This is a genomic window from Arthrobacter sp. QXT-31 (assembly GCF_001969265.1).
Lineage (GTDB): Bacteria > Actinomycetota > Actinomycetes > Actinomycetales > Micrococcaceae > Arthrobacter.
The window spans coordinates 4,953,690-4,965,816 of record NZ_CP019304.1; the positions used below are offsets into that span (position 1 = coordinate 4,953,690).

The window sequence follows — 12,127 nt, forward strand, 5'->3', positions numbered from 1 at the left end:
CGGCGGCTGCACGCCTTCGGGTACGGAGCCCGCTCCGGCTGGTCGGCTGCCGTTCACCCCTCAGGCGACTGCCCCGGTCAAACGGGCTTAGGAGTGCGCCAGATTTGGGTTCCGAAAGCCCGTCCGCGGCTCCGGAGGTTTCGGTGACGGAGCTGCTGGCCGCAACCGGCCTGGAATCCTCACACTTGTCCCAGCACCTGTCCGTTCTGCGCCGGTATCAGCTGGTCAGGGGCGAGCGCCGGGCGCTGCAGATGTTCTACTCGCTGGCCCACCCGCAGGTCGCCGAACTCCTGTCGGTGGCAAGGCTGCTGTTGAACGACATGCTCCGCGCCACACAAGAACAGCTTGAGTCATCCGAGGCAGAGACCCCCGCGTCGGATGCAGGGGCCAGTGCGCGGTGAGGGCTCTGGAGGCGGGCCGGGCCCTGCTGCCCGGGAAGCAGGACTACTCCCAGCTGTCGCGAAGCTGGAAGGGTGACCTGGTCGCCGGCGTCACCGTAGGCATCGTGGCGCTGCCGCTGGCGTTGGCGTTCGGGGTCAGCTCCGGTGCAGGTGCGTCCAGCGGGTTGATTACGGCAATTGTCGCCGGGGTGATCGCCGCGGTATTCGGTGGTTCCAATATCCAGGTCTCCGGACCCACCGGGGCCATGGTCGTGGTGCTGGGACCGGTCATCGCTGCCCACGGACCCGGAGCGCTGGCCACGGTCTCGGTTCTGGCCGGACTGATCGTGCTCTTGGCGGGGTTGCTCAAACTCGGGCGAGTCGTGACGTTCCTGCCTTGGCCCGTGATCGAAGGCTTCACGGTGGGAATCGCGGTGATCATCTTCTTCCAACAAATCCCCTCCGCCATCGGGTCTGAGTCCGAAGCCGGCGGCAACGCCGCCATCTCTGCAGCGAACGCCCTCGGCGGGGCATCGCTGGATTCCGCCGTAGCCCCCGCGGCCATAGTGGCGCTGGTAGTGCTGATCATGGTGACCGGACCGCGAATCCATCCCCGGATTCCTGCCTCTCTCATCGCCATCGTTGTCGCCAGCCTCTCCGTTTCATGGCTGGACCTGCCCGTAGCCACGATCGGCGAGCTGCCCCGGTCCTTGCCTTCGCCTCTCCTGCCCTCCCTGGACTGGGTGACCCTGACGGCGCTGGCAGGACCCGCCGTCACGATCGCGGCCCTGGCGGCGATCGAGTCCCTGCTCTCGGCACGGGTTGCTGCATCAATATCCGATACCGGCCCTTACGATGCCGACCGTGAACTCCTTGGCCAAGGCCTGGCCTCTGTCGCATCCGGGATCTTCGGCGGCATGCCGGCCACCGGAGCCATCGCCCGCACTGCGGTGAACATCCGATCCGGTGGCAAGACACGCTTCGCCGCTGTCACCCACGCTCTTGTGCTGCTGGCGGTGGTGTATCTGGCCACCGGCCCGGTTTCACGCATCCCGCTTGCTGCGTTGGCGGGTGTGCTGATGGTTACTGCGACACGCATGGTCTCACCCGCCGCCTTGCGCGCGGTGATCGGTTCAACCCGGGCCGACAGTGCAGTGTTCTTCGTCACCGCGCTCATCACCGTGTCCTTCGACCTGATCGAAGCCGTCGAGATCGGTATCGCCGTCGCTGCATTCTTCGCCCTGCGGGCCATGGTCCGATCCAGCGGCGTCCACCGGGAGGAGATCCCCGGCCCGATCCACGAAGGAGACGAGCACATCGCACTCTTCCGTCTCGACGGGGCCCTCTTCTTCGGCACCGCCGAGCGTGTCCTGGAGCGCGTCAGTGCAATCCAGAACGTCGACGTCGTCATCATCCGCATGTCACAACTGCAGACCCTGGACGCGACCGGCGCCAGGGTCATCACAGACATCGTCAATGCCCTCGAACGCCGCGGGATCACCGTGCTCATAAAGGGCGTCCAGGACCGCCACCTTCGCCTTGTCACCCGGGTAGGGGTCCTGGAGTCCCTGCGCCACCACAAACACCTCTTCACTGAACTGGCCCCCGCAGCCGAACACGCCCGCAGCCACGTGGCCCGTGCCGCAAGCGCACGTGCCGCCCGAACACATGGCCCGGGCATGGATCCAATCCGTCGGCTGCTGCCGGACTCACCGACGAATGATGCCGACGGAAAAACACCTAATAAACATCCGGAACGCCTCCAAGGACTGAACGGACTTTCCCTCGGCCACGATCAAGCCGTGACAGACTGGTGCCATGCTGCTCGACGTGCTCGTGAGGACTTTGGAAGCCGTCGCGGCCACCCGCTCCCGGCTCGCCAAGGTCAACGAACTTGCAGACCTGCTGCTCCGGCTCGACCCCACAGAAATTCCGACGGCGGTCGGCCTCCTCACCGCTAAGCCTCGCCAGGGCCGGGTCGGGATCGGCTGGAGCGGCATGAGGGCGGCCATGGGCGAGTCCGCTCCTGGGCCGCATCTCACTATTGCCCACCTCGACGCTGCCTTGGACCGGCTGCAGGCAGCCGCAGGCGCTGGCTCGACCGTGGAACGCGCCGCCACCCTTCGGACTCTGATGACGGAAGCCACCGAACGAGAGCAGGCCTTCATCGCCGGCGTGCTGCTCGGAGAACTTCGTTCCGGTGCCCTCGAAGGCGTACTGACAGATGCGGTCGCCCGCGCCGCCGGCCGCCCGGTCGACGCCGTCCGCCGCGCAGCGATGCTCTCCGGCGATCTCGGCGGGACAGCCCTACTGGCGATCACGGGCACCCCGGCCCAGCTTGATGCTGTCGGCCTCGTCGTCGGCCGTCCCGTGCAGCCCATGCTCGCCGCAACCGCGGCCAGTGCCAGCGAGGCGCTGGAGGCGACGGGGGAAGCATCGGTGGAATACAAGCTCGACGGCGCACGCATCCAGGTGCACCGTGCCGGCGACGACGTGCGCATCTACACCCGCACTCTGGCCGAAGTGACCCATCGGCTGCCTGAGGTGGTGGAGGTGGTGCGCGGACTGCCCGTGCGCGATGTGATCCTCGACGGCGAGACTCTAGCCCTCGACGAGAACGGCGGCCCCCGGCCGTTCCAGGAAACCATGTCCCGGTTCGGGGCGAACGCGGCGCGCACCACACTGCTGCATCCGTGGTTTTTCGACGTGCTGCACATCGACGGGCGCGACCTGCTCGATGAGCCGCTGTCCACACGCATCGACGTGCTCGAGCGCATCGCCCCCGGTCACCGTATCCCGGGGAAAATCACTGCGGATACGGCTGTTGCCGAGAGCGTGTCGCGCGATGCGCTGGCCGCCGGCCATGAGGGTGTGGTCGTGAAGGCGGTGGGCTCGGCCTACGCAGCCGGGCGGCGGGGTTCGAACTGGATCAAGGTGAAGCCAGTGCTCACCTACGACCTGGTGGTGCTCGCCTGCGAATGGGGGTCAGGACGGCGCACCGGGCTGCTGTCGAACCTGCACCTCGGAGCCCTGGACCCTGTTGGCGAGTTCGGTGAACCCGGCGGCTATGTGATGGTGGGCAAGACTTTCAAGGGCCTCACCGACGCGCTGCTGCAATGGCAGACCGAAAGGTTCCAGGAGTTGGAGGTGCGGCGTACGGCAGGAACAGTCTGGACCGAGCCGGTCACCGTGGTCGAGATCGCCATCGACGGCGTCCAGCACTCTCCGCGCTATCCCGGTGGAATCGCCCTTCGGTTCGCACGCGTCAAGCGCTACCGTGACGACAAGACGGCCGCGGAGGCCGACACCATCCAGACGTTGCGCGCTCTGCTCCATGCCCCGCGGGGCAGCAAGGTATCGCCCGCGCCGGCGGAAGCAGACTCGGGAATCGACGCCCCACTCCCGTAAGACGCCCCACTCCCGTAAATGGATGGTTCGGCGTTTTCCGTGCGGGCGCGTGCACAGGAATCCTACGACCAAAATGGAGTTGATACTGGTAATCCCACCCCGGTCTGGATTCGAGTACTACAGTGGATGCATGGCTGCCAACCGCCATCCGCTCGACGACCTGCGCGAAACCATCGGCCATTTGGCCGATCAGCTCAAGCTGCCCAGTTCGGAGCGCGTCGACGAGCTGGTCGGCGATCTCATCGGTGCGAGGCCCGGGCCGGCCCGGCCGTTGTCCGAGGTGCAGGCTGAGCTCGACGCCCTGGTCGGACTGGAGACCGTGAAGGAACAGGTTCGGGCCCTCGTCGCACTGCTCCAGGTCCAGGCCCGCCGTAAGGCGCACGGCCTGCCGGAGGTGGCCACATCACAGCATCTGGTGTTCCTCGGAAACCCAGGCACGGGTAAGACCACCGTGGCGCGGCTCCTGGCCGAGATGTACCGCGCGGTCGGTCTGCTGCAGAAAGGCCACCTGGTCGAGGTCGACCGTTCGGGCCTGGTGGGGCAGTACGTCGGAGCGACCGCCATCAAGACGGACCGGGTGATCCGGCGTGCGCTGGACGGCGTGCTTTTCATCGACGAGGCCTACGCGCTGGCCCCGGAGGACGGTCGGACGGACTTCGGCCCCGAGGCGATCGAGGTCCTGCTCAAGCGGATGGAGGACCACCGCCACCGCCTGGTCGTGATCGTGGCCGGGTACCCGCGCCTGATGGAGTCCTTTTTGCTCTCGAACCCCGGACTTCGCTCCCGGTTCGCCCGCGAGATCACGTTCCCCGACTACTCCGTCGACGCACTCCAGACGATCTTCCACCAGATGCTGGCCCAGCACGAGTACACACTGGAGCCGGGCGCGGACCAGACGCTGCGCCGTATCCTCACCGGGCTCCACGCGGGCGAGGACTCCGGCAACGCACGGTTCGCCCGCACGCTGTTCGAGCAGGCGCTCAACCGCCAGTCGCTGCGGCTGTCGCTCGACGAGAAGCAGAGTCTCGACGCGCTCGATCGGGAGGCCGTCATGACGCTCACCGCGGACGACATCGTCGAGGCCGCGCAGGCCTTGGGCGAGGAGCCCGAGCCGGAACCGGAACCGACGCCTGAACCGCAACCTTCACGCTGGTGGCGCTGGCTGCTGGCCTGACCGGCTCTGCGGCCGCTGTCAGGCCAATGCCCGTCCCGCCCCAAGCGGAAAAAGCACAACTACACGACCCCGGTTGCGGCCATCCCGTCCGCGAGTGACCGCCCTTTTGGGCCTTCGGAATCCCTCTCCACCTCCGGCCACCGTGACATTCAATGTGACGACGCTGTTGGAAGCTACGGGCCCGCTGTCACATTCGGTTTCTTCGCCTTTTCATTGCGACGGACCTTACGCCAGATGTAATTTGGCTCACATCTTTCCTAATGCGGTACTCAATGTCCGCATTGCGGAAGTTGGTGCCGCTCAAGGGTGAGTGGTGGCTGCTGAGCTCAAAGGAGCAAATCTTGGAAGAACGAATTGCCGAGGCGGGGAACACGAAGACGTCCCTCGCCCAACAAATTGAAGGTGCTTACCACCGGATCGGCGTGACAGGGGCACACCGCCATATCGTGCTCATGATCCTGCTCGGCGTGTTTTTCGACGCGCTCGAGCAGAACGCTGTCGGCATTACCGGCCCGGTACTGCGCGAGTCCTGGGGCCTGGGCGCAGGCGACATCGGCCTGCTGAACACCATGACCTTCACGGCCACGGCTCTGGGACGCATCGCAACGGGACTGATCGTTGACAAGTACGGTCGGCGGAACATGCTGGTCATCAACCTGATCATCTTCGCTGGCGGATCGCTGCTGTGCGCGGTGGCACCGAACTATCCCGTCCTTGCCGCCGGACGGTTCATCGTCGGCTTCGGATTGGGTGGTGAAATCGCCGTCGCCGTGATCATGATGGCGGAATTCTTCGCCGCCAAACATCGTGGCACCGCAGTGGGCCTGATCAACGTCACGGCCGCGGGGCTGGGCAACATGCTCGCCCCCGCCTTCGGCATTCTGGTCTTCACGCTCTTTGACGGCCCGGACAAGTGGCGGTGGGTCTTCGGCCTGCTCTTCATCCCCGCCCTGCTCGTGATGTTCTTCCGCCGCTACGTCCCCGAAACACCCCGCTTCCTCGCCTCCAAAGGCCGGCTGGATGAAGCCAACCTCGTCATCACCCGCCTGGCCAGGGGCAAGCTCTCCGGACACATCGACGACCCGGAAGTCTTCATCACCGGCGTACCCGGCCCGGCCGTTACCGAATCCAAGGGGCACTGGAAAGACGCCCTCCGCGGCCGTCTCCTGAAGCGGACTGTCCTGCTCTGCGTCGCGGTCTGCATGTCCTACGCCGCCCAGATCTCCATGCTGACCCTGATGCCCACCATCCTGGTCTCCCGCGGCTACGCTGTGAACACCAGCCTCTGGTTCACCCTCATCATGCAGTCCGGATCCCTGATCGGCGCAGCAACCGCCGCCTTCCTCGCGAGCCGCCTCCCCCGCAAGAAAGTTCTCACCGGAGCCGCTATCCTGGGCTGCCTGGCAGGACTCGGAATGGCGTTCCTGGCAACCGACATCCTTGTCATCGTCCTCTGCGGAGTACTCTTCAACTTCTCGGTCATCATCCTGAACACCACTATCTGGCTGTTCGCCCCGGAACTATACCCCACGCGCACCCGCGGCTTCGGCACCTCCATCATCCTGGCCGCAGGCTCCCTCTCAGGCGGACTCTTCCCGCTCGTGTCGGGTGTCATCTTCGACGCCGCCGGCCTCACGGGAATGTTCGCCACACTCGCCGGCCTGTTCATCGTTCTCGCCATCGCGGTGCAGTTCCCACCGGAAACATTCGGACAGCCCCTTGAAGAGGACACCAGCGAAGACGAAGGAGCGATCTATGGCCACTGACACCACCCCGAGCCGGAGCCGGGTGCTCTTGATAAACCCCAACAGCAACCGTCGGACCACTGACCTGATGACCGGTATCGCCGAAAAGATCCTGGCCCCGGAAGGATTGGAAGTGGTGGGACTGACGGCCACCGAAGGCCCTGACATGATCATCGATCCTGTGGCCCTGCAGAGCTCAGTCAAGCACGTGCAAACCGCCGTGCATCACTATCTGGATGGGTCGGATGGCTCAGCTGTTGTGGCAGTAATTGTCGCGGCCATAGGCGATCCCGGCCGCGTTGAGCTCGCCCGAAACCTCAACATACCCGTTGTGGGTATAGGGCAAGGGGCTATCCGTGCAGCCGCAGGACCCGGGCGGCGGTTTGGCATGGCCACCAGCACTCCGCTACTCGCCGACTCCCTCGCCTCGCTGGTCGAGGAACACGGACAGACGCAATGGTTCACCGGAGTCAGGCTCACCCCATCCGAAGCACTGGTACTGGCCGCAGAACCTGAAAAGCAGTTCCAAGAGTTGCTCGAAGCAGTAAAGCAATCGAGCCGGGACGACGGGGCCCAGGCGGTCATCATCGCCGGCGGCCCGCTCAGCGAAACAGCACAACGGATAGCTGCGACAGGCACAGCTGAGATCATCCAACCCGTACCCAGCGCGTGCTCGCTGGTTCTGAACGCCATCAACAGACAACCGCTGGCCACCCACGGCGGCGAGTAAGGCAACTTCCAGCCGCTGCTGCGAGTCCAGGCCAGGGGCGCACCTCCGCAAGAAGGCGGGGGTGCACCCCTGGCCTTGATTGCATACCGAACGCCTCGAACGTCTGTCACCAGTGACTGTATGGCCTTAATCGTTGGGGGCTGAATCCACCGGCACCGCCGGAGATCGAAGGGTAGGAGAAGTACGTGCTGGACCTTCATGACGGCGGCCCCGCATGGGGTCCTGGAAGAAGTGAAGGACGACTAGGCCGGGCTCCCTACTCCGGCCGCCTGCCGATGGAAAAGGGACGCAGGGCCGCTCCCCCGGATGATGGAATCCCCCGTATTGCCGTTCAGCATCCCCGAAGATCATTATCGGCGCGCTCGTTCGATGATTCTGAGAACCTCAACAGCGTCGCTGGGATCGACAGGAGGAGCGCTCCCCGTTTGTACGGCATGCGCCAGCTGTGCATAGAACTGAGGATAGTCGCCCCGGCGTGTCGGCTCATCCCGAAAGGATCCAGGGACGCCTAACTTCCCCCATCTTTCCGGAGGTTCAATGCCGTATTCAAGATCGGTTGGGACCATACCCTCCCCCAGCGCCTTTTCCTGTCCATCAAGTCCCCATTTCGTGTAAGCGGCTTGGGAGCCAAGGACATGGAAGCGGGGACCTAACCGGGCAGCGTGGCCGTTCATCCACAGGCGCGATCGTGTGCCGGAGCGGTGCAGAAGCGAGAGGAAGGCATCCTGGTCTGCGTCGGACTTATTGGCATAGTCATATCGGGCGGTTTCCCCGTAGATTTCTGCGACCGGGCCAAACAATTGGATGGCCTGGTCGATCAGGTGGGCGCCGAGGTCGTGAAGAATCCCTCCGCCCTCGGCCAGCAGTGCTGTGTCCCGCCAGTTACGGAACCCACCCGGCATCCACCACTCGAAGCGGGATTCAAAGGTGCGGACTTTGCCAAGCTTTCCGTCGTGAATCAGCTGCTTGAGGGTAAGGAAATCACCGTCCCATCGGCGGTTCTGGAAGACCGTCAGGCACCGGCCGGCGTCAGTGGCCGCGGCAATAAGCTCTTCACCATCTTCAGAGCACGGGACGAACGGTTTGTCGACGACGACGTGGAGGCCTCGTTCGAGGGCTGCTTTAGCCAGTTGTTTGTGGTTGAGGGGAGGTGTGCCGATGACGACAACATCCAGGGCTAGTTCCCCTTCATCAACCTTGGCAAAGAGCTGCTCAGGGGTGGCAATGATCCGGGCATGCGGATAACTTGCCCGGGCAACTTTGACCCTTCCGGGGTCTGAAGTGACGATGGCTTCCAGAACATAAGCGTCGTCTGCCTGAATGAGCGGGGCGTGGAAAACCCGGCCGGATATCCCGAAGCCGATAATTGCGGCTCGTAGTGAAGGTCTGCCGTTTGCTCTTGCCACTTGCGGATGTGATTTGTGGTCTTCGCCGGTTAGCGCTGGCTGGCGGATCATTGGGCATCCTCTTCGGTCGGATGATGAACGCAGTTGAGTAAATGGAATTGGCCGGGGTCCACGAAACGTGTTCCCCGGCCAATTCCCTACGGCTAGGCCTCGTATAAGTCAGGCCTTGTAGCCAGACGGCGGCGTGAGAACACCGCGTTCGATCAGCCTCTCGATATTGGCAGCCCGTGTTGAGTCTTCCCGGGCCAGCCAGTCCTCGCTCGGTGGTGCGTCGAGGTACTGGTTCTTCGGGTAGATCGGGTTGTCGTAAATGACCCGGTACTGCTCTGTGCGCAGGTCCTTGAACTGGTTGTACAGGCCGTTCGAGACACGGGCACGGCGGAGCGCCTCGATGTCGATGGTGGTGCAGACGAACGAGTCGCCCGACGTCCAGCCCTGCTGCTTAGTCAGGATCTGGCCCCGGGGACCGACGATCATGGACTGCCCGCCGAACAGGTCCTGCATGCTCCCGTCGTCACGGACTTCGGGCCCCAGGTTCGGGGCGACGACGTACGCTGAGTTGAACATGGCGTGTGCCCGGTTCTGCAGTTCCCACATGCCGTTCTGCACAGCCGGCTCGATCAGGGTGCCCCGGATAATGATCTCGGCGCCGTTCATCGCGAGCCCACGCGCCACCTCGGGGTAGACACCCTCGTGACAGATGGCGTACCCGATATTGCCGATCTCGGTTTTCGCCACCGGGAAGATGGCGTCCATTGCATTGCCATTGCCCTTCTTTTCAATCCACTCGTCCCACACGTCGTGGGGGTTCATGTTGCCGAGCATGCCTCCTTCGTAGGCATCGCTGGTGGCCTTGTAGCGCTTGTAAATGATCTCGCCCTCCGGATCGATGATGAAGGCGACATTGAAATGGCGGTCGGGGAAGTCCTCATCCTTGACCATGTACAGCTCAGCAGCGATGTAGGTGTTGAGTTCCACGGCCTTTTTCGCCAGTTCGTCCGTCTCCGGACCAGGGATCGTCACGGCAAAGTGGCGCTCCCGTTCGCGGTTACCTGGCGTGTTGGCGATCATGCCCTGGATTGCCATTTCGGGCAGTACTACCAGCTTGACCGGAGAGCCCTCCCAGGCGCCGACCATGACTGCCGTGTCGATGAATTCGTTGATGCGCTTGACGTTCGCTACGCCGTCGCCGGGATTCTTCACATTGATTGTCCGCGGCGAAACCGCAACGACGACAAATGGATCGACCATTGTTCTTCTCTCTTTTCTCTTCTTCGAGTACCTGAGTTAGCGCTAACTCACGGTATTAGGGTTTTGCGGGGAATTGCAAGACCTGTGTCGTTGATTTTTCTAAAATGAGGCAGGAGCCCCTGGTCCCACGGTCTTGACTGCAGCCGTGGGTGCGCGTGCAGGCACGCGCGGGTAGTGTCAGCGCCGGCTGCGCGGCGATGCCGTGGTATCCCGCAGGATGAGGAGCGGTTCCAGCAGGGGGATATCCCCCTCCGCCTCCTCTTTGATCATGGCGAGGATGCGGCCCACAGCGATATGGCCGATGGCTTCGAAATCAAGCTTCACGGTCGTCAATGCGGGCCGGAAGAACGGTGCTTCCTTGACGTCGTCGAATCCCACCACGCTGACGTCGCCCGGCACGTTGCGTCCGGCGTCGTCCATGGCTTTGATCACTCCGAGCGCGAAAGGGTCGTTGGCGGCAAAGACCGCAGTGACGTCCTTCCGTGCGGCGAGTTCACGTCCGGCGCGGTATCCCTCCGCGGCGGACCAATCCGCGGTGGCGAGGGGCGTCGGAACGACACGTCCAGCCGCCCCCAGCTCCGCCGCCCAACCCTGGACCCGGGAGGACGTTGCCATCCAGCCCGGCGGGCCTTGAACGTGCCACACTGTTTCGTGCCCGAGGTCCAGCAGATGCCGCACCACCATCCGGGCACCCCGCACTTCGTCAACGGAAACGCTGGTCGGGCTCGGATGCGATCCTTGCTGGAAGGTCACCACCGGGACACCGATGTCGAGGCCCTCGAGCACCGTGATCGCATCCAGCAGGGGCGCGAGCACGATCACGCCGTCAACGGTGTCCGAGTTGATGGATTCGAATGCAGCCCGGATATCCCGCCGTTCCAGACTGGCCAGCGTGACTAAACGCGTCGCATAGCCATGTTGCCGGGCTTCCTCGGAAATACCGTACAGCGCCACCGTTGGTCCCAGGACCGACAGCTCGAAGCTGACAACACCGATCGTCATAGTCCGGTTGCTGGCGAGAGCCGCGGCCGCCGGGTTCCGCCGGTACCGCAGTTGTGCGATGGCGTGCTCCACGCGTTGACGGATGTCAGGGTCCACGTTGGTCGCTCCCCTGACAACCCGTGACACCGTCTGCTGGGACACCCCGGCCAGCCGGGCAACGTCGGACATCCGGGGAGCCTTTGACCTGGAGGCCAGGCGCTCCCCGCGCCCATTGGAGTTTCGGGCTTCTGAGGGGGCAGGGGTCGTGGACACCACTCCATTATCCCCGGCTACCCCCGACGAGCCCGGGAAGGCGACACCGGTCGGCGCGCCAGCTGTCAGGGGCGCCGGTACCGCAGGACTTCGGGATGCTGGTCGTACGGCCACTCCGCCCCCTCCACCATGTACTTACGGGTCGTGTAGCTGCCGTCCATCGTTGACGCCAGCGACGGGGGTCCGTCGAAGCCGATGACACCCCACCCGACGCGGTTCTCGTTGCCCCCGTACACCGGGTCGCCGTAAAACCCCTGGCGGGTGTTGAGCACCAGCAGCGGGAAGAACTCCAGAAAGTCCTCGTTGACCGGTTGGTTGCCTGCCGGCGCGCCTCCAAGGCCGGCCTCGGAGTGCTCCAGCGAGAATGCGTGTGGCTTCGCCGCACCGGATAGTGTCTCGAGCACCGCGTCCTGGTCCTCTGCCGGGAGGTCGAGGAATTCGACGTCGGCACGCTCTTTGGCCAGCCGGTCCAACTCCACGACGCCCTCGCGGTAAAACTCCCGGCGCTGCTTGATGCGCTCCTGCCACGCGGCCTCGTCGCGGCCCTCCATCCGGAGGAACCCGTTGCCGTCAGCAGCCGGGAAGATGAACTGTGTTCCCGCCAGCATCCGGTCGATGAAGCGTACGACCTTGGCCTCACGCGCGCCCGGATGGTGGTCGGTGGGGATGATCCGGGCGGTTGCGGCCTCGATCGTCTTCCACTCGTGATCGGTGAAGAAGACCGGCCCGTCGACGTCCCGTGTTGAGATGGGCACCGTAGCCCATTCCGCCTGTCCCAT

At 64.3% G+C, this 12,127-nt stretch carries 10 protein-coding genes; 6 read left to right on the forward strand and 4 right to left on the reverse strand.

Annotated features, from left to right (window positions below):
* Positions 1-104 precede the first annotated feature (104 nt).
* The 6 genes from BWQ92_RS22620 to BWQ92_RS22645 all read left to right on the forward strand — a co-directional run bounded on the left by BWQ92_RS22620 (position 105) and on the right by BWQ92_RS22645 (position 7,437).
* On the forward strand, positions 105-401 hold the full coding sequence (locus tag BWQ92_RS22620; protein ID WP_236783033.1) for a transcriptional regulator: 297 nt from the start codon (positions 105-107) through the stop codon (positions 399-401).
* Complete coding sequence (locus tag BWQ92_RS22625; RefSeq protein ID WP_335633082.1) at positions 398-2,341, forward strand: SulP family inorganic anion transporter; 1,944 nt, start codon at positions 398-400, stop codon at positions 2,339-2,341. Before BWQ92_RS22620 ends, BWQ92_RS22625 begins: the two co-directional genes overlap by 4 nt.
* Positions 2,226-3,788, forward strand: coding sequence for an ATP-dependent DNA ligase (locus BWQ92_RS22630; RefSeq protein ID WP_335633109.1), 1,563 nt, complete (start codon positions 2,226-2,228; stop codon positions 3,786-3,788). Before BWQ92_RS22625 ends, BWQ92_RS22630 begins: the two co-directional genes overlap by 116 nt.
* 130 nt (positions 3,789-3,918) lie before the next feature.
* Positions 3,919-4,962 (forward strand): AAA family ATPase, encoded by a 1,044-nt coding sequence (locus BWQ92_RS22635; protein WP_076803360.1) that lies wholly within the window; start codon positions 3,919-3,921, stop codon positions 4,960-4,962.
* A gap of 341 nt (positions 4,963-5,303) precedes the next feature.
* Positions 5,304-6,728 carry an MFS transporter gene (locus tag BWQ92_RS22640; protein WP_076803897.1) on the forward strand — a complete coding sequence of 475 codons (1,425 nt, stop codon included), beginning with the start codon at positions 5,304-5,306 and terminating at the stop codon, positions 6,726-6,728.
* A complete protein-coding gene (locus BWQ92_RS22645; protein WP_076803361.1) occupies positions 6,718-7,437 on the forward strand; it encodes an aspartate/glutamate racemase family protein in 720 nt (239 codons plus the stop codon). Before BWQ92_RS22640 ends, BWQ92_RS22645 begins: the two co-directional genes overlap by 11 nt.
* A 350-nt stretch (positions 7,438-7,787) precedes the next feature.
* Here BWQ92_RS22645 and BWQ92_RS22650 read toward each other — a convergent pair whose 3' ends face one another.
* The 4 genes from BWQ92_RS22650 to BWQ92_RS22665 all read right to left on the reverse strand — a co-directional run bounded on the left by BWQ92_RS22650 (position 7,788) and on the right by BWQ92_RS22665 (position 12,127).
* Positions 7,788-8,894: a Gfo/Idh/MocA family protein gene (locus BWQ92_RS22650; RefSeq protein ID WP_083706406.1), complete on the reverse strand. Its 1,107-nt coding sequence runs from the start codon at positions 8,892-8,894 to the stop codon at positions 7,788-7,790.
* 108 nt (positions 8,895-9,002) lie between these two features.
* Positions 9,003-10,094 (reverse strand): nitrilase-related carbon-nitrogen hydrolase, encoded by a 1,092-nt coding sequence (locus BWQ92_RS22655; RefSeq protein WP_076803362.1) that lies wholly within the window; start codon positions 10,092-10,094, stop codon positions 9,003-9,005.
* Between the two features lie 177 nt (positions 10,095-10,271).
* A complete protein-coding gene (locus BWQ92_RS22660) occupies positions 10,272-11,264 on the reverse strand; it encodes a LacI family DNA-binding transcriptional regulator (RefSeq protein WP_076803363.1) in 993 nt (330 codons plus the stop codon).
* A 149-nt stretch (positions 11,265-11,413) separates the two neighbouring features.
* Complete coding sequence (locus tag BWQ92_RS22665) at positions 11,414-12,127, reverse strand: gluconate 2-dehydrogenase subunit 3 family protein (protein ID WP_076803364.1); 714 nt, start codon at positions 12,125-12,127, stop codon at positions 11,414-11,416.

What these genes read in the sequence shown, in the direction of transcription:
- BWQ92_RS22635 (WP_076803360.1), top strand. Translation starts at nt 3,919, where the DNA reads ATGGCTGCCAACCGCCATCCGCTCGACGACCTGCGCGAAACCATCGGC.
- BWQ92_RS22645 (WP_076803361.1), top strand. Translation starts at nt 6,718, where the DNA reads ATGGCCACTGACACCACCCCGAGCCGGAGCCGGGTGCTCTTGATAAAC.
- BWQ92_RS22650 (WP_083706406.1), bottom strand. Translation starts at nt 8,894, where the DNA reads ATGATCCGCCAGCCAGCGCTAACCGGCGAAGACCACAAATCACATCCG.
- BWQ92_RS22655 (WP_076803362.1), bottom strand. Translation starts at nt 10,094, where the DNA reads ATGGTCGATCCATTTGTCGTCGTTGCGGTTTCGCCGCGGACAATCAAT.
- BWQ92_RS22660 (WP_076803363.1), bottom strand. Translation starts at nt 11,264, where the DNA reads ATGTCCGACGTTGCCCGGCTGGCCGGGGTGTCCCAGCAGACGGTGTCA.
- BWQ92_RS22665 (WP_076803364.1), bottom strand. Translation starts at nt 12,127, where the DNA reads ATGGGACAGGCGGAATGGGCTACGGTGCCCATCTCAACACGGGACGTC.